Origin of the sequence: Mycobacterium branderi (assembly GCF_010728725.1) — a bacterium.
Classification (GTDB): domain Bacteria; phylum Actinomycetota; class Actinomycetes; order Mycobacteriales; family Mycobacteriaceae; genus Mycobacterium; species Mycobacterium branderi.
In genome coordinates this window covers 36,517-51,489 of sequence record NZ_AP022606.1, presented here as the reverse complement: position 1 = coordinate 51,489, position 14,973 = coordinate 36,517, and the positions used below count along the sequence as shown (strand labels likewise).

Here is a 14,973-nt window from a genome sequence, read left to right as displayed (position 1 = left end):
ACCCCAGGGATATGGATCTGGATATGGATCAGTTACCTTGGGTAGTTCTCGTTGCGCGAGCGCGAACCCAACGCCGACAACGAACCGCCACCCGACTCGAACGACCCCCCACCCCGACACTGCCCAAAGCACATGCCCGGCGGCACCTCGACCCGTGCGGCGCCTGCAAGGAGCACCGGCAGCGACACGACCGCTGGCTAGCCAACGCCGACATCGAGCAAAAACGCGCCCAGCAAGCCGCAGCCCGCGAAGAAGCCAGCCGCCGAGCACAACTCGCCGTCGACCGACAACTCGCCATCACCGACTGCGATCTCTGCGACGACAACGGCTACCGCGGCGCCCACGTCTGCGACCACATCGACCGAACCGAAACCACCAAAGCCGGCATCGCCGCAGTCCGGGCAGCACTCGCGAAAGGCAGCGCCAAGTGACTTTTCGACACTCCGCTCAGCAGATCGCCAACGCCCGCCGAAACTCGGCCAAAGCCACCCGCGAACGCCACCAACGCGACCAGCCCCAATTCGATTGGGACAAAGCCATCGCCAGCCTCAAAGCCATGCTCGACAAACTGGAGGCCAGATGAGCGCCACACTGCTGGCCTGGACCGAGCACGCCGCCTGCCGGCCACACCCCGCCTGGACGCCCGCCAGCGAGCCACACGCGGCCGAAATGGCGGCAATGCAAGCCATCTGCGACGGCTGCCCGGTCATCGCCCAATGCGCCTGGTACACGCTGTCCGAGCAACTCGAAACCGTCGTCTGCGCAGGCGTCTACGTGCCCGAACGCAAACGCGCCCGGCGATACGCCGACGCCCAACGCCAGCTCAAGCACAAAGCCGCCATCGGAAAGCGGCCGCAGCGATGACGATCCGCGACGCTGACCGGATCCTCGACGAGATTGACCGGCTCGTCGACGAGCAGATGGCCGATGGCGAACCACGCGTCGGCTACGACTTCGGCGACCCGACCTACCCGCGCTGCCCGCACTGCGACCGCCACTGGCACGGCCTGCCCATCACCGAACGCATCGCCGCGATGTACGCCAATGGGATCTACGACGAGGACTACCGCGCCGACACCGACACCAGCCGCGTGCTCTGCCAAGGCTCAGACTTCATCGGACCCATGCCGGCCGAAATACCACCGGGCCTCGAGTGGCTCGAGCAGTGGATCCAGCGGGACATCGCCCTCGCGCACCGACGAGCCATCCACGACCTGCTCAGCGGCTACCGTCTGGCGCTGACGCCCGAACTCCAGCTCAACGTGAACCGCCGCTGGTGGCGAACCACGCTCCCCGACAACGCCGAAATCACCGAAGACATGGAGCGATTCGAGTTCACGGTGGTGGTCGGCGACGCATCGCAGACGTTCAAAGCCGAACACCTCCGCCGCAACGGCAACGTCGTCGACGTCCTGGCCGACTTTGCGCCCAGCATCGGCGGCACATGGGAGCCGCTGACAGCGCCCGGCGTGGTAACCCATCCCGTGGTGCCGCAAAACCAGCGCCGCGCAATTGCGCAGATTCCGCAGCGGGGTTCACGTGTCAGCTTCGTGGACGTCCGCGGCCGCATCATCACAGGAACCGTGGCCAACGTCGAAACCGACGAGGAAACCGGCGTCACCGATATGACGCTTACCCGCTTCCCTGAGTTCGCGCCCGGCTTGAGTTTCCTCGGCTACACCGAGGAGGGGTTTCGATGAGCGAATGCCAGCACTGCGGCTGCCGCGCACAGCTTTTCCTCTGCCAGAGCTGCACCAGCGACCTGCGCGACATGCTCCGCGGCCTCGTCGAAGGCCAAGAGCTCCCATCCGGTCACCGCGGCGCAAGCTGGCTGCAATACCTCACCGACGCCGCACTCGGCCAAACCCGGCTCGGCGTCTCAGTACGCCACTCCACCGACTACACGACACCGCTGCCGTTCAACAAGACCGCATCCGACCTGCTCAACGAAGCGCACGCAATGCTCGCCCGCTGGGTCGAAATCGTGAACCGCAACGCCGAAACACTCGCCATCCTAGGAAAGGACCAGCCGTGACCACCGCCGTCCAGATGGCCCGCACACTCGCCGACAACGTCACCGCGATCGCAGCACACCAAGACGCCGGCCGGTGCTACCGCGAAATCCAGAAACTCATCGACGACATCGAATACCGCATCAACCGGCCCAAACCCCCACGCTTCCTCGGCCCATGCCCACACCTGGTCACCAGGCGCCAAGCCTGCGCATGCAACTCGTCGCGCCACGCGACGCAACCGAAGTCCGATGCCCAACCTGCGGCACGCTGCACCAGGTCGACCATCTGATTGAGCTGCTGCGCAACCACCTGCTCTACGAGCCGCTATCGGCGGTGCAGATCGTCGGCAGCCGCGTCAGCGACCTCCCGGGCGCGCTCGAGCAGCTCGGCGACAAACTGTCGCGATCCACGTTCTACTCCTGGTGCAAACGCGGCTGGCTCAAACCGCGCAGCTACCAAACCCGCGCCGGTGTGCGGCTACCGCAGCGCCAAAACGACAGCGACGAGCCGATGTACTGGCTGGCCGACGTCTACGCGCTCATCGAGGCGACACGCGAGAACAAACCAGCATGAAAGTTGCGAAATCACACGCGTGTGACTTACCTTTGGAACCAGATTGCAGGCGGACGACCTATGCCCGCACCAAGGCGCTCTGCCGTTTCACTTCCCAGCGTTCGCCAGCTGGGACACTCGCCCAGCGGTAACACCGAGCATCGCGGCCGTGTCTCTCACCGAATACTTGCGCGACAGCGCGGATGCTACGCGTCCCGTTTCCGAGACCAATTCGGCCTCTTGGCGCTCGATCTCTTCGCGCATTCGGCGCAGACGCTCGGCATCGAGCACCGACTCATCGTCGACGTCGTAATGAAAATCGAGCTCCACATCGGCGTCATCCGGAAGATCGTCCATCAGGATGATGACCTCGCGTACCGATTTGGCGAGTCCAGCCAGTGAGTGGGCGAAGGTGTGCGCGCCAGCGACGGCGGGCACGTCGGCCAGCCACGCGTCGCCCTCGCGGGTGACGTGAACGCTGTAGGTCATTTCAGCAGCCATCCTTTCCCAAGCGCCGGTTCTAGGTCGCGTTCGATCTTGTGCAGTGTTCCGGTGGGAATGTCGCCGGGGTGTTGCGGGACCGCAGTGCTCGCGGTGATTTCGCCGCGGGTGACGCGGTAACGCTTGTGCGATCCGACGGTGCGGATGTGCACGCCGCCGAGCTTTTCGATTTTCCGGTTGACTTCCCGAGCACGCATAAGCCTAAAGTTTAGTCGCTAAACACCGCAAGTGTCAAGCGGTTAAACACCTATTGATCGGCCCTTTTCCTATAGGGAGCCTAGCCACGCCATGCCACGCCCAGACGCCGCCAAACTCATCGCCGAAAGCCTCCACAGCCTCCCACACCCAGACGGCCGCCCACGCCGACTGATGCACTTCAGCCAGTTCAACCAGACCACCGAAACCCGCGACCGCATCAACCAACTCGCGGCCGGCGTCGGCGAATCCATCGTCCACCTACTCGAACGCCGCGGCTACACCATCGGCCACCGCGACGACAAACACGCCGCAGACGCCGAAGGCTACAAAATCGCCAACGTCTACTGCGAACGCTGCGGCGAACGCCTCTACTCGCTCACCGTCGACCACGACATGAAAGCCCACCTCAGCCGCCTGGCAATCCGCACCCTCACGCAGATCAACCCGGAGTGCCCACACCAATGACCGCACCGAACCCGCTGGCCGAACAGCTACGAGCGTTCCTGCCCAAAGACTTCCTGCCCACACGCGCAGCAGCATCCAAGATCTACACCGTCGCCGAAGGCATGCAATTCGCAGAACGCATCGCCGACGCACTCGACCGCACAGAACGGTTGCCGGTCAGCACCACAGTCACCCACAACGACGACGGCAGCCTCACCATCCACGTCACACCAGACACCGCCGCAGCGGCCCCGCTGGCCGCAGACGCCTAGCGCGCCAATGCCCGGCCGCCACACCAAGACCACCACCCAGCGCGGCCTGGGCCACCGACATAAACAGCAAGTCGCCCACCTCAAACGCCAGCACATCGACGGCACACCCTGCTGGTGGTGCGGCGAACCCATGTACCTATCGCAAGGTCTCGCCGGCGACCACAGCGTCCCACGCGCAACCGGCGGCAAGCTGGCCGACCGCCTACTCCATGGTCCCTGCAACAGCGAACGCGGAGACGGCAGCCGCGACCACCTGCGACCAGCGCTGACCGGCAAACGAGCAAACCGGGAGCTGGTCGACATCGGGCCGCGAGCACTGCAGTGGCCATGGTAACCGGCTAGCGAACGCCAACAAGGCGCGTACCAGCGCAGATACCACCCCGGCAAAAAAATCGAGGGCGGGGGTGGTCGCAGCGACCGCCATCCCGTCACGAATTTCTCTCCCCGACATGCGAAAACAGGAGGGTGACCGTGGCCAGTGGGGAGAAACGGCCATCCCTAGCAAAGTGCCAGCAAACACTGGCTGGTGTGGCCGGAAAAGGCGATCACGCTGCGACTTTACGCGCTCTGCGTAACCGCTTGGCCCGTGAAATCGACGTCTGCGAGCAACCACGCGACGTCGCGGCGCTGGCGGCCCGTTTGAGCGATGTTCTGGCGCAGATCGAGGCCATCAAGAAGCCGCAGACCTCAAAGCGAGACGAACTTGCCCGGAAACGCGCTGAGCGTCAGAGAAAAGCCGCTGCTGGGCGACCAGACCCCGCGGATTCTGGTGACGCCGCCGGCGGTGACAAGCGCCGCAGCTGAGGCTATCGAGTTCGCCGCCTCAGTCGGCCTGATCCTCGATCCGTGGCAACAGCTCATCCTCGAGCACAGCCTTGGCGAGCTGCCGGGGGGCAGCTGGTCGGCGTTCGAGGTCGGCCTGTGCGTACCGCGGCAGAACGGCAAATCGGCCGTCGCGGAGGCGCGGATGCTGGCCGGGCTGTTCGTATTGGACGAGGAACTGATCGTCTACTCGGCGCACCTGTTCGACACGGCGATGGAAACGATGCGCCGCCTTGAGCAGTGGCTGGACGCCTCGGGTGAGAAGTTCACCACCAGTCGGTCGAACGGCAAGGAGGGCTTCGAGCTCGCCACCGGTCAGCGTGTGAAGTTCAAGACGCGCACCAAGGGCGGCGGCCGCGGCCTGTCCGGTGATTGCGTCATTCTCGACGAGGCGATGATCCTTGAGTCGGCATCGATCGGTGCGCTGATGCCGACACTGGCCGCCAGGCCGAACCCGCAGCTGTGGTACATGGGCAGCGCGGTGGATCAGGAGATCCACGACAAGGGCTACGTGTTCGCCAGCGTGCGCAAACGGGCGCTGGCGCGCAGCAGCCCGCGCCTGTGCTACGCGGAGTTTTCGTGCGAGGACGGCGCCGACCCGGCTGACCCCCGCAACCGGGCGCAGGCGAATCCCGGCATGGGCTACCGGATCACGCCCGAGTACATCGAGGACGAGTACCAGGCGCTCATCCACACCCCGAAAATCTTCCTCGTCGAACGCCTGGGCATCGGCGACTGGCCGACGCTGGCAGACACGCTGCAGCCGCCCATCGGAGCGGACCTGTGGCACAGACTGACCGACCGCGCGCCGGCGGTTGCGAATCCGTTCCCCCAGACCATCGGAGTCGATCGCGACCCCGTGAGCAAGACGTGGGCGATAGCTGGCGCGCAGCACCTTCGCGGCGGCGGCGTGCACGTCGAGCTCGGATGGACCGGGCTCGGCTCGCCGACCGACGTCGCCGAGCGCCTGGTCGACGTCGTCACCGAAGCCGACCCAGTGGCGCTGGTGATCGACCAGCGTTCGCCGGCGGCCGTGCTCAAGCCGTACCTCGCCGAGGCGGGTATTGACCCGCATCTGACCAACGCGTCGGAGCTGGCGATGGGCTGCGAGGGCTTCCTCGAGGCGGCGCTTGCGGCCCAAGTCAGCCATCCGGGCCAGGAGGCACTCGATTCGTCGGTGGTTTCAGCGGTGAAACGCGACCTTCCAGGTGGCCGTTTCGCCTGGGACAAGCCTCCAGGCGGCTCGATCGTGCAGCTGATGGCCGTCACCCTCGCCCATTGGGGGCTGCTGGCCTTCGCCAAGCCGCCGAAACGCTCCGCGCCGCCGCTGTTGGACAAGCCTGAAACGTCGTCGGAAGGCGTGTTTGAGCGCGAATTTGACGCGATGACAGCGGCTTTCTGACCCGAAAATCGACCCGAGGAGGGGATTTTGGCGCCGCAAACGCGCAATGTCCCCGCCGTCCGCGCAGCCGGCGCGCATTTAGGTGTCGCTGCCAAGCGTCTGCCGCGGCGGTCGGCCGGCCACAAGACGAAAACGCCGGTCCCGGTCGCCGAGACGGGGTTTGCGAACCCGTTTCCGGGGATGCTGTCGGCGTTCAGCCAGTGGGACCAGTTCGAGCAGGTGCCGGAGCTGTTGTGGCCCAACAGTGTGCGCACCTACACGCGAATGTGGCGCGAGGACTCCCGCATCGCCAGCGTCTACTACGCGATCGCGCTGCCCATCATGCGCACGCCGTGGCGCGTCGACCCCAACGGCGCATCCGATGAGGTAACCGAGTTCGTCGCCACCAATCTCGGGCTGCCGGTCATCGGCGGCGACGACTCGAAGCCGAAACCGCGCACCCGCGACCGCTTCTCGTGGCACAAGCACCTGCAGTTGGCGCTTCGCCACCTGCTGTTCGGGCACCAGGTGTTCGAGCAGGTGTACCGGATTGGCGACGACGGCCACGCGTACCTGCGTAAGCTCGCGCCCCGACCGTCGTCGACTATCGCCTATTGGGACGTCGCGTTGGACGGCGGTCTGGTCGGTATCACGCAGTTCCCGCCCGGCACGTCGTTCGGCGCCCCGTACGGCACCACGCAGGGCGGCATGTCCGGTCTGCAGCTACAGATCCCGGTGTCGCGGCTCGTCGTATACGTGCGTGACCCAGACCCCGGCCAGTGGATCGGCAACAGCCTGCTACGCCCGGCGTACAAGCACTGGCTGCTCAAAGACGAGTTGATCCGCATCGAAGCCACCGCGGCGCGCCGCAACGGTGTCGGTGTGCCGGTGGTGACCGCGCCCGAGTCGGTGTCGGAGGCCAGCGTCGGCAGCGCCGACCTGCAGCCCTACCTCGACATCGCGCGCCAGTACCGGGGCGGCAACAGCGCCGGTGTCGCTTTGCCGTTCGGCACCGAGTTCGAGCTGAAGGGCGTCAACGGCACCCTGCCGTCCGGCTACGTCCGGCAGGCGATCGAGTATCACGACAAGCAGATGGCGCTCGCCGCGCTGGCGCACTTCCTGAACTTGGACCGCGGCGGCTCGTATGCCCTGGCCAGCGTGCAGGAGTCGACGTTCACCCAGGGTGTGCAGCAGGTCGCAGAGACGATCCGCGACACCGCCCAGGCGCACGTCGTCGAAGACCTGGTCGACGCGAACTTCGGCGAAGACGAAGCGTGCCCGATGCTGGTCGTCGACGAGATCGGCTCGCGCCAGGACGCCACCGCGGCCGCGCTGCAGATGCTCGTCAACTCCGGCCTGCTGACGCCGGATCCGGCGTTAGAGGCGTTCGAACGCCAGCAGATGGGGCTGCCCGCCGCGGATCCCGAACTGCAAGAGCAGAACAACGCGCAGTTCCCGAAAACGGTCGACGAGCCCGAACCGCCCGCCGACACCGAGCCTGTGCAGACAGCGCTGCCCGCGCTGCCCTACAAGGGCGCTGCCAACGCATCGGCCGGCCGGACGCGGCGGTTGACGATTCATCCCGAAGGAGAACTCACACTGTGGTGAACCTGGTCACCGTCCCCGGTGTTGAGCTGATGCGGACGGGCAAGTGGAATCTGTCGACAGGGGAGTGGGAATGCACCCCGGCCGAGATCGCGGCCGCGATCGACGCCCACGCCAAGGGCATTCTGCGTAAGCCGGTAATCCGGCTGGGACACAACGATCCCCGCTTCTCCGGCGACCCGGCCGTGGGTTGGCTCGACAACCTGCGGGCCTCTGCGGATGGGCAGGCGCTGATCGGCGACATGGTCGGCGTCCCGGAGTGGCTGGCCGAGATCCTGCCGTCCGCGTACCCATCCCGGTCGATCGAGGGCCTCTACGACTACACCGCCCCCGACGGCAGCTCCCACGAGTTCGTGCTGACCGGGCTGGCGCTGCTCGGCGCCACGCGGCCAGGCGTGGAATCGCTGCAAAGCCTCCAAGACGTGGCCCGGCTGTACGACATCGCCGCGGCCGGACAGGTCGGCGGCAAAGCGATCGAGCTGATCGTCGGCGAAGGACCGCATTCCGACCCGCAGACGTTCACCCCGACAGGAAGCGTCGAAGCCGCCGACAACCCGAAGCCGTACGGCGACGTCAAGTACGCGGACCCCAAGAACGGCAAATACCCGATCGACACCGAAGAACACGTTCGGGCCGCATGGTCGTACATCAACATGCCCAAGAACCAAAAGGGCTACAGCCCAGAGGAATTGGCGCAAATCAAGGACCGCATCAAGACTGCGGCGAAGAAGTTTGGCATCAAGATCGAAGCCTCGGAGGCTTCCGACACAGAAAGGGGCCCCATCGTGGCACTTCCTGAAAAGCTCGCGGAGGCGCTCGGTGTCGACGCGTCGGCCGACGAGGAAACCATCCTGGCCAAGATCGCGGAGCTGAAAGAGCCCGAGCCGCAACAGGAGCCGCCCGAAGAAGGCACACAGCCTGAGCAGGTCGCCGCTTCCGGTGGTGTCGTCAACGGGCTGGTGCAGATCGAGCAGGCGCAGCTCGACGAGCTGAAAGCAGCCGCGCAGCAGGGCGTCGAAGCGCGCGCACGCCAGATTGCGGAGGACGACGAGCGCACCGTCATGGCCGCCATCGGCCAGGGCAAGATCGCGCCGGCCCGCAAGGACCACTGGCTGGCCGCGCTCAAGGCCGACCGTGAGGGCACCAAGCAGGTACTCGCGTCGCTGGCGGCCGGGCTGATTCCCACCAGCGAGATCGGGCACACCGGCGTGCAGGGCCATGTCGGCTCCGAAGGAGCCCCCGACCCCGAGCAGCAGGCCAAAGACTATGTGCACGACCGGATCATGGCGTCGCTGGGCATCCCCACCAAGAAAGGCAGCGTGAACTGACATGGCTGGACAGGATTACGTCCCGCTCTACACCGGCGGCAACCAGGTTTCCTGCGTTGCCGGCGCCAACATCACCGCGGGCCAACTGGTGGCCATCACAGGCGGCACGCTCAGCGGCGGTGGGGTGACTCCGACCGTGTCGCCGACGTCGGCCGCGACCTCGGCCGCTGTCGGTGTCGCCGCGCAGACCGTCGCCTCGGGGCAGCCGGTGAGTGTGTACTTCGGTGGCGTGCACCTGCTGGCGGCCAGCGGCGCGATCAGCGCCGGTGACCCCGTGGTGGCGGCCGCCAATGGCGGTGTCGCCGACCTCGGCGACGGCACCACCTACGACCAGGTCGTCGGCCACGCCTGGAGCGCCCCGGCTGGCGGCCAGGTCGTCGTCCGGCTCGCCGAGATCTAACCGCACACTCCAGCAAGCCACGCGCACCCCGGATCCCGCAGTGGGCCGGGGTTTTTTCAACCCCGAAACCCGCTGCGCCGCAGCTGTTCACAGAAAGGGATAGGTTCAGATGCCAATCCTCGAACCGCCTGGTTTTCCCACCGGAAACCTTGCAACACAAGATGTTTACAGCATCTCCCGGTACCTCAACGACCCGACGATGGTGTTGCGTGCGCTGAGGACGATCGCCGACCAGATCTTCATCGGCAACAAGGTGCTGACCGGCCAGTTCTACACCAAAGACGGCTCGATCATCTACGAACAGATCGAGTCGATCTTCGCCGCGAACACGCCGCAAGCGGTGCAGCCGGGCGACGAGTACCCGCTGACCCCTGTGCCGACGGGGCCCGCGCAGATGGCCAACGTGGTCAAGTGGGGTCTGGACACGCTGATCACCGACGAGTCGATCTCCCGGCAGAACTTCGACGTCGTGTCCCGGGCGTTCATCAAGATCGTCAACAGCATGGTCGCCCAGATCGACTCGGTGGTCATGTCGGCGATGGTCGGCTCTATCACCGAGACCGTGAATGCGGGCGCTAGCTCGATCGGCGGATCCGGGCCGAGCGGCGGCGCGAACTGGAACGGCTCCGGCAGTAACAAGCCGACCATTCTGCGTGACGTCATGTTCGCCGAAGAACTGATGCGCTCGCTCAAGCAGGGCTACAACGCCAACACGGTCGTCTGTGACCTGCAGACCTTCGCGTCGGTGATGGGTGACCCGAACATCGCTCCGGCGCTGCCGCGTGAGGACATGGGCGCCAACGGTGTGACGAAGATGCCTGTGTTCGAGGGCATCAACACCGGCCTGGCGGTGCGGCTGCTGGGCAAGACGTGGCTGGCCACGCCGAACCTGCCGACCGGGCCGTTCACCCCGTTCGCCGCGGTGATCGACACCACCGTGTTCGGCGCGATGGTCGACGAGGAACTGCCCGCCCCCGGCTACGTCGGCTCGCAGTCCGACGGTTCGGCCAACGACGACGGCCGGTCGATGATCCAGGTCAAGACGATGCGTGAGGACAAGCAGGACCGCTGGCGGATCCGCTGCCGGCGCGTCACCACGCCGATCGTCATCGAGCCCAAGGCCATCGTGCAGATTGTGGGTGTGTGATGCCGTACCGACTTGCGCCGCACGTGCCGCTGCTGGTCGTCAAAGACGAAGTCGGCCGCAACCATCACTGCTACCAGCACAACACTGGCGTCATCCCCTACCTCAACGACCAACAGCGCGAACACTTCCTGCGTCTCGGCCTGGTCGAGGAGATCGACGACAAGCCGCAGCCCGCGAAGGCCGAACAGCCCGACGACGGCGAACCGGCCAAGCCGGCGAAGGTCGCCTCCAAGGAGGCGTGGGTGGATTACGGCGTCTCCAAGGGGCATGACCGCGCCGAGCTGGAAGCGCTCAACAAGCAGGATCTCGTCGAGCTGCTCGGGTGAAATGACCGCGCCGTCCCCGGCGCCGTTCCTCAACCTGGCCGGGTTCACGGCGCTGTGGGACGGGCCGCCGCTGACCGCGCAGCAGCAGGCGATCGTGGGCCTGCTGCTGCAGGTGGCGTCGCAGTGGATCTACAACAACGGGCCGCAAGGCAGCGCGCTGCCGGTAACTGATCCGACGGCGCAGTTCGTGGTGTGGGACGTTGTGTCGAACGCGGTGCGCTACCAGAAGTACAGCAAGCTCTCCACGTTTTCCCGCACGACCGGGCATCGCATGGAGGGCGGCAGCTTCGACGACCCGATGAAGGCGCTGGAGTTCACCGACAACCACAAGATGCTGTTGGGGATTCCGCTTCGCTCGGTTCCGATGACCAGTTGTCAGCCCAACGATTTCGACGCCGACGACGCGGCGCAGGGCTGGCCCACATGCTGGTCGGACCAGTTCGGCAATTTGGGCTGGGACTGGTGGCAGTACGACAATGACTAGCTACCCCGGCGGTGACACGCTCGGCATCGTCACCAAAACCCCAACGGGCCAAACGGATTCGATGGGGGAGAACATCACCGCCGATTCGGTGGTGTGGGTGTACGGGTGCGTGTTCGACATCTACTCGCGCGGCCCGATCGAAGAGCAGTCCGACACCGTCACCTCCGAGGAGCGGGCGTGGGCGTTCCTGCCCTACGTGCCCGGGGTCGGTATCCCAGCCGTCGACGAGAACGGTAACCAAGTCGTCGCGACGATCAACAACGCCAACTGGATTCGGCCGAAACGCCCGGACGCGTTGGCGCAGCGCGACTACAAAGTGATGGGACTACCTGAGCTGGAGTACGACATGGACGGCGCAGCCGACCACGTGTGGATCGTGTGCGAATGGCGGGCCGGATGAGCATCGAGGACGCCATCATGGCCGAACTGGCGGCCGGGCTGCACGAAGCGGAGGTCGAGGCAGCGCTCGACCATCTCGCGCACGAGGTGTGCGAGCAGGTCAAGTCTGAAACCCCGGTGTTTGGTGATCTGCCGCCGCATCGTGACGCGCCGGCCGAAGGCGAACCCGGCGATGCCCGCAACGCCGTGCATGTCGAGCCGCTGCCCGACGGCGGCCGCCGCGTCATCTCCCGCGACAAGAAAGCGGTGTGGATCGAGATCGGCACCCGCCACATGCCGGAGTATGCGCCGTTCACCAAGGCGGCGGCCATGTTCGGCGCTGAAGGCGGACCATCATTCTCGTCGAGTGGTCGGGATTCGATGGCCGACGAAGGCGTGGCGCGTGAGCATGAACGACTGCGCGGCGAGCTCGAGAACCTAGCGAAGCTGACCGCCACCGGCGCTGCAGCGCATCACATCGCCGCTGCGCGGCGCAGTGTCGAGCAAGCCCGCACAGCACGGTCAGCGGCGTTCAAAGCCGCCCGGCCACGCAGAGGCAGGCGCGGCCGGTGAGCCTCAACTACGGCACCGCCCCGCCGCCAACACAATTCGGCATCGGCGTGCTGCTGCCGCTCGGGCTTCCGGTGGCGCCGATGCGCGACGAGGAAACCCCGCTGCCGTCCTACGTCGTCAACGGAATCGCCGGACCGGACGACAAGTACATTCTCAACGCCATCATCAGCCTGCACACCTTCGCCAAAGGCAACACCCCGGCCGAAGGCGTTGCGATAGCTGATGAGTGGGCGTGGAAAGCGCACTACCGGATCATCGGCCTCACCCCCGGCGACCACGTGACGCTGCCCAACGGCACCACCGCGCAACCCGGCTGGCCGAAAACCGACCAGATGCCGGTGTTTCAGCCCTATCGCGACCCTTTCATCATGCGCTACTACGCGCGGTATGTGATTCCGCTGCGTTTCACCGCATAGCCACGCAAACCCACTGTGCGCCTTGCCAATTTCCGGCTCGGCGCTGTTTCTCGCACCCGAGAGGAAACATCATCATGGCAGGACTACCGGCGACCGGCGGCACGTGGGCGCAAGTTCTCGAACAGGATCTGAACCCGCTGAATGTTCGGTACTGGCAGATCACCCACGGGTTGATCCGCGACTACGACCCGACCGGCGTGTTCAACCTGGCGTCGCCGGCTGTCGGGCTCGGCACCGTCCAAACCGCCAGCGGACCCGCGCAGCTGTTCACACCGTTCGCGGCCGACAACGTCTCGATCCGCGAGGATCTGTTGGTCACGTCACCGAACAGTGCTGTGAACCTCTACGACCTCGGCCTGCTGAAAGAGGACGCCACCGACTGGACCCCGGACCAGACGCTGCAGCAGACGCCGTCGGCGCAGTTCGTGCGCACCGTGCGTAACGTGCTGACCAAGCTCGACGACAAGGTGAACTTCACGCCGATCGAGTCGAACCCGCTGATCGACTACCTGAAGTTCGAGCTCCCGCTGACGGGAATCCCGGCGCTCGGCACACCTGGCTACGGTGTGGCTCGCGGCAACACCGATGCGCCCCGGGAGCGCACGCTGGTGCTGATCGGCATCGACACCGACGCGAACCTGGTGGCGCGCGTGTTCCCGCGCATCATCACCGACAAGAAGGGCAAGAACGAGCTTGCCCGCAAGAACCCGGATTCCTCGGAGCTCACCTACGAGGTGCTGCCCGACCCGTTCACCCGGCAGACGATGTGGGTGTGCCGCGCCGGCTCAGCCTGGTTGGGTGCGGGCAACCTGAACTTCGAGACCGCCGTACCCGCAGTCACTCCGGTGACCGGGCTGAAGGCCAACATCGTGTTCCCCACGCCGATCGACGTCACGGCGCCGCAGTACTCGGTGGCGATCCAGCAGGCCGCGGGCGGTGCTTTCGCTCCGGCGACGGTGTCCGATACGCCTTCGGTGTCCGGTGGTTTCACCACGGTGACGATCGACAGCCTCACCGCATCGACACAGTACAACGCGGTGCAGGTGACCGCGACGGGCAGCAACGCGACGGTGACCGGCCCGGTGTCGGCGCCGTTCACGTCGACTGACTCCTAACGCACGACATCACCGCGGCGGCCGCTTCTGCGTGGCCGGCCGCCGCGGTGAGCCGCGCAGACGCCACGCAGGGCAAGGAAGTTCAGCCATGCAGGAGCACGTCTCCAACACGCACGACTCGTTCGAGGCGGCCCGCGCCCAGGCCGCCGACTACCTCGGTTTCACCGCCAGCGAGCGCATCGTCACCCCGAAAGGGGACGCGTTCGAGATCCCGAACCCGTCCCTGCTCGACGACGATCAGCTGGCCCGCTACGACCAACTTCAGCTGGAAGTCGAGTCGTGGGACCGCGAGGACGACGAGCTCGACGACGACGGCAAGCTCATCCGCCGCGGTGCGCTCAAGGAGCCGAACCGCAAAAACGGTGTGCTGGTTGAGAACTACAACATCCAGTTGGCGAAGGCGATCTTCGGGGACCGCTACGAGGCGTTCAAGGCCGCCGGCGGTCGCGCTGTGGACGTGAATCTGGTGTGGCAGAAGATGGGTCGCGAGCTTGCGGAGCGGCGCAAAGCCGACCCGAAAAGTAACCGAGGCGATCAAGCTGTGGAGGCTGTTCCCGACGCAGATTGAGTCGGGACTAAGCCTCTACCATCATCGCAGCATCGGGGAGTGGCATCACGGCCAGATGAGCAGCCGCGAGCTGCTGGCGCTGCTTGACGAGCTCCCCGAGACGTCGAAGTTCAAAGAAGCGTCCGAGCGAACCTTCCGGCTCGTTGAGGAAATCAGCGGCAAGCAGCGTCTGCTGCTGATCCCGGCCGCTGGCCGGCCACCGAAGGACGTGAAGGTGGTCGCGACCTACGTCGACTGGACGTTCGACCGGAAGCTGTTGGCGCGCAACACCCGCGAGCTGGCGTCGCTGCGCGCCGACCGCGGCGGCCCGCAACCGAACATCGCCGAGCTGCTCGAGCCGCTGGACGCGATCCTGCTGGAGCGCAAAGCCAAAGCCGAAGAACAGTTGCGCGAGCGCGCTAAGAGCCATATCCACTCTGGCCTCTACGGGTATGAAAGGCGGTGAGCC

Annotated in this window: 25 protein-coding genes; 23 read left to right on the top strand and 2 right to left on the bottom strand. The window is 65.8% G+C overall.

What is annotated here, in order from left to right; all coding sequences use genetic code 11:
• Positions 1-23: 23 nt before the first annotated feature.
• The 7 genes from G6N47_RS29470 to G6N47_RS00365 are packed head-to-tail and all read left to right on the top strand — an operon-like array spanning position 24 to position 2,588.
• Entirely contained in the window at positions 24-431 is a 408-nt protein-coding gene (locus tag G6N47_RS29470) for a hypothetical protein (RefSeq protein ID WP_232080082.1), read from the top strand.
• Positions 428-583: a hypothetical protein gene (locus tag G6N47_RS00390; RefSeq protein WP_157139271.1), complete on the top strand. Its 156-nt coding sequence runs from the start codon at positions 428-430 to the stop codon at positions 581-583. The genes G6N47_RS29470 and G6N47_RS00390 overlap by 4 nt, the downstream gene beginning before the upstream one ends.
• Complete coding sequence (locus G6N47_RS00385; protein WP_003921291.1) at positions 580-864, top strand: WhiB family transcriptional regulator; 285 nt, start codon at positions 580-582, stop codon at positions 862-864. The genes G6N47_RS00390 and G6N47_RS00385 overlap by 4 nt, the downstream gene beginning before the upstream one ends.
• Positions 861-1,700 carry a hypothetical protein gene (locus G6N47_RS00380; protein WP_083129694.1) on the top strand — a complete coding sequence of 280 codons (840 nt, stop codon included), beginning with the start codon at positions 861-863 and terminating at the stop codon, positions 1,698-1,700. The genes G6N47_RS00385 and G6N47_RS00380 overlap by 4 nt, the downstream gene beginning before the upstream one ends.
• Positions 1,697-2,035, top strand: coding sequence for a hypothetical protein (locus G6N47_RS00375; protein ID WP_003921289.1), 339 nt, complete (start codon positions 1,697-1,699; stop codon positions 2,033-2,035). Before G6N47_RS00380 ends, G6N47_RS00375 begins: the two co-directional genes overlap by 4 nt.
• Entirely contained in the window at positions 2,032-2,304 is a 273-nt protein-coding gene (locus G6N47_RS00370) for a hypothetical protein (protein ID WP_163659488.1), read from the top strand. Before G6N47_RS00375 ends, G6N47_RS00370 begins: the two co-directional genes overlap by 4 nt.
• A complete protein-coding gene (locus G6N47_RS00365) occupies positions 2,226-2,588 on the top strand; it encodes a hypothetical protein (protein WP_163659486.1) in 363 nt (120 codons plus the stop codon). Before G6N47_RS00370 ends, G6N47_RS00365 begins: the two co-directional genes overlap by 79 nt.
• Positions 2,589-2,675: 87 nt before the next feature.
• Here the strand turns inward: G6N47_RS00365 and G6N47_RS00360 are convergent, their stop codons facing one another.
• Positions 2,676-3,056, bottom strand: a complete 381-nt coding sequence (locus G6N47_RS00360; protein WP_003921287.1) for a nucleoside/nucleotide kinase family protein — start codon at positions 3,054-3,056, stop codon at positions 2,676-2,678.
• On the bottom strand, positions 3,053-3,265 hold the full coding sequence (locus G6N47_RS00355) for a type II toxin-antitoxin system HicA family toxin (protein ID WP_003921285.1): 213 nt from the start codon (positions 3,263-3,265) through the stop codon (positions 3,053-3,055). The genes G6N47_RS00360 and G6N47_RS00355 overlap by 4 nt, the downstream gene beginning before the upstream one ends.
• A 91-nt stretch (positions 3,266-3,356) precedes the next feature.
• Between G6N47_RS00355 and G6N47_RS00350 the strand changes: the two genes are divergently transcribed.
• The 16 genes from G6N47_RS00350 (at position 3,357) to G6N47_RS00275 (ending at position 14,970) form a co-directional block, all read left to right on the top strand.
• Positions 3,357-3,731 carry a hypothetical protein gene (locus tag G6N47_RS00350; protein WP_139799290.1) on the top strand — a complete coding sequence of 125 codons (375 nt, stop codon included), beginning with the start codon at positions 3,357-3,359 and terminating at the stop codon, positions 3,729-3,731.
• Positions 3,728-3,982 (top strand): hypothetical protein, encoded by a 255-nt coding sequence (locus tag G6N47_RS00345; RefSeq protein ID WP_003921282.1) that lies wholly within the window; start codon positions 3,728-3,730, stop codon positions 3,980-3,982. Before G6N47_RS00350 ends, G6N47_RS00345 begins: the two co-directional genes overlap by 4 nt.
• A 7-nt stretch (positions 3,983-3,989) precedes the next feature.
• Complete coding sequence (locus G6N47_RS00340; RefSeq protein WP_003921280.1) at positions 3,990-4,316, top strand: hypothetical protein; 327 nt, start codon at positions 3,990-3,992, stop codon at positions 4,314-4,316.
• 369 nt (positions 4,317-4,685) lie between these two features.
• Positions 4,686-6,206, top strand: a complete 1,521-nt coding sequence (locus tag G6N47_RS00335; protein ID WP_163659484.1) for a hypothetical protein — start codon at positions 4,686-4,688, stop codon at positions 6,204-6,206.
• 180 nt (positions 6,207-6,386) lie between these two features.
• On the top strand, positions 6,387-7,793 hold the full coding sequence (locus G6N47_RS00330; RefSeq protein WP_232080288.1) for a phage portal protein family protein: 1,407 nt from the start codon (positions 6,387-6,389) through the stop codon (positions 7,791-7,793).
• A complete protein-coding gene (locus tag G6N47_RS00325; protein WP_083129689.1) occupies positions 7,787-9,118 on the top strand; it encodes a DUF6582 domain-containing protein in 1,332 nt (443 codons plus the stop codon). The genes G6N47_RS00330 and G6N47_RS00325 overlap by 7 nt, the downstream gene beginning before the upstream one ends.
• A gap of 1 nt (position 9,119) precedes the next feature.
• Positions 9,120-9,518: a capsid cement protein gene (locus tag G6N47_RS00320; RefSeq protein WP_083129688.1), complete on the top strand. Its 399-nt coding sequence runs from the start codon at positions 9,120-9,122 to the stop codon at positions 9,516-9,518.
• Positions 9,519-9,627: 109 nt separating this feature from the next.
• Positions 9,628-10,665 (top strand): phage major capsid protein, encoded by a 1,038-nt coding sequence (locus G6N47_RS00315; RefSeq protein ID WP_083129687.1) that lies wholly within the window; start codon positions 9,628-9,630, stop codon positions 10,663-10,665.
• Positions 10,665-10,991, top strand: coding sequence for a hypothetical protein (locus G6N47_RS00310; RefSeq protein WP_083129686.1), 327 nt, complete (start codon positions 10,665-10,667; stop codon positions 10,989-10,991). Before G6N47_RS00315 ends, G6N47_RS00310 begins: the two co-directional genes overlap by 1 nt.
• A gap of 1 nt (position 10,992) precedes the next feature.
• A complete protein-coding gene (locus tag G6N47_RS00305) occupies positions 10,993-11,475 on the top strand; it encodes a hypothetical protein (RefSeq protein ID WP_083129685.1) in 483 nt (160 codons plus the stop codon).
• A complete protein-coding gene (locus G6N47_RS00300) occupies positions 11,468-11,875 on the top strand; it encodes a hypothetical protein (RefSeq protein ID WP_083129684.1) in 408 nt (135 codons plus the stop codon). The genes G6N47_RS00305 and G6N47_RS00300 overlap by 8 nt, the downstream gene beginning before the upstream one ends.
• Entirely contained in the window at positions 11,872-12,426 is a 555-nt protein-coding gene (locus tag G6N47_RS00295; protein ID WP_139799288.1) for a hypothetical protein, read from the top strand. The genes G6N47_RS00300 and G6N47_RS00295 overlap by 4 nt, the downstream gene beginning before the upstream one ends.
• Positions 12,423-12,842: a hypothetical protein gene (locus G6N47_RS00290; RefSeq protein ID WP_083129682.1), complete on the top strand. Its 420-nt coding sequence runs from the start codon at positions 12,423-12,425 to the stop codon at positions 12,840-12,842. Before G6N47_RS00295 ends, G6N47_RS00290 begins: the two co-directional genes overlap by 4 nt.
• Before the next feature lie 74 nt (positions 12,843-12,916).
• Positions 12,917-13,957, top strand: a complete 1,041-nt coding sequence (locus G6N47_RS00285; protein ID WP_083129681.1) for a hypothetical protein — start codon at positions 12,917-12,919, stop codon at positions 13,955-13,957.
• A gap of 88 nt (positions 13,958-14,045) precedes the next feature.
• On the top strand, positions 14,046-14,525 hold the full coding sequence (locus tag G6N47_RS00280; protein WP_099539500.1) for a hypothetical protein: 480 nt from the start codon (positions 14,046-14,048) through the stop codon (positions 14,523-14,525).
• Positions 14,526-14,580: 55 nt separating this feature from the next.
• Positions 14,581-14,970 (top strand): hypothetical protein, encoded by a 390-nt coding sequence (locus G6N47_RS00275; RefSeq protein WP_083129679.1) that lies wholly within the window; start codon positions 14,581-14,583, stop codon positions 14,968-14,970.
• The last annotated feature ends 3 nt before the right edge of the window (positions 14,971-14,973 follow it).

Coding starts and splice junctions, on each gene's coding strand:
- G6N47_RS29470 (WP_232080082.1), top strand. CDS start 24: ATGGATCAGTTACCTTGGGTAGTTCTCGTTGCGCGAGCGCGAACCCAA.
- G6N47_RS00385 (WP_003921291.1), top strand. CDS start 580: ATGAGCGCCACACTGCTGGCCTGGACCGAGCACGCCGCCTGCCGGCCA.
- G6N47_RS00380 (WP_083129694.1), top strand. CDS start 861: ATGACGATCCGCGACGCTGACCGGATCCTCGACGAGATTGACCGGCTC.
- G6N47_RS00375 (WP_003921289.1), top strand. CDS start 1,697: ATGAGCGAATGCCAGCACTGCGGCTGCCGCGCACAGCTTTTCCTCTGC.
- G6N47_RS00365 (WP_163659486.1), top strand. CDS start 2,226: ATGCAACTCGTCGCGCCACGCGACGCAACCGAAGTCCGATGCCCAACC.
- G6N47_RS00360 (WP_003921287.1), bottom strand. CDS start 3,056: ATGACCTACAGCGTTCACGTCACCCGCGAGGGCGACGCGTGGCTGGCC.
- G6N47_RS00355 (WP_003921285.1), bottom strand. CDS start 3,265: ATGCGTGCTCGGGAAGTCAACCGGAAAATCGAAAAGCTCGGCGGCGTG.
- G6N47_RS00350 (WP_139799290.1), top strand. CDS start 3,357: ATGCCACGCCCAGACGCCGCCAAACTCATCGCCGAAAGCCTCCACAGC.
- G6N47_RS00345 (WP_003921282.1), top strand. CDS start 3,728: ATGACCGCACCGAACCCGCTGGCCGAACAGCTACGAGCGTTCCTGCCC.
- G6N47_RS00340 (WP_003921280.1), top strand. CDS start 3,990: ATGCCCGGCCGCCACACCAAGACCACCACCCAGCGCGGCCTGGGCCAC.
- G6N47_RS00330 (WP_232080288.1), top strand. CDS start 6,387: ATGCTGTCGGCGTTCAGCCAGTGGGACCAGTTCGAGCAGGTGCCGGAG.
- G6N47_RS00320 (WP_083129688.1), top strand. CDS start 9,120: ATGGCTGGACAGGATTACGTCCCGCTCTACACCGGCGGCAACCAGGTT.
- G6N47_RS00315 (WP_083129687.1), top strand. CDS start 9,628: ATGCCAATCCTCGAACCGCCTGGTTTTCCCACCGGAAACCTTGCAACA.
- G6N47_RS00310 (WP_083129686.1), top strand. CDS start 10,665: ATGCCGTACCGACTTGCGCCGCACGTGCCGCTGCTGGTCGTCAAAGAC.
- G6N47_RS00305 (WP_083129685.1), top strand. CDS start 10,993: ATGACCGCGCCGTCCCCGGCGCCGTTCCTCAACCTGGCCGGGTTCACG.
- G6N47_RS00300 (WP_083129684.1), top strand. CDS start 11,468: ATGACTAGCTACCCCGGCGGTGACACGCTCGGCATCGTCACCAAAACC.
- G6N47_RS00295 (WP_139799288.1), top strand. CDS start 11,872: ATGAGCATCGAGGACGCCATCATGGCCGAACTGGCGGCCGGGCTGCAC.
- G6N47_RS00285 (WP_083129681.1), top strand. CDS start 12,917: ATGGCAGGACTACCGGCGACCGGCGGCACGTGGGCGCAAGTTCTCGAA.
- G6N47_RS00280 (WP_099539500.1), top strand. CDS start 14,046: ATGCAGGAGCACGTCTCCAACACGCACGACTCGTTCGAGGCGGCCCGC.
- G6N47_RS00275 (WP_083129679.1), top strand. CDS start 14,581: ATGAGCAGCCGCGAGCTGCTGGCGCTGCTTGACGAGCTCCCCGAGACG.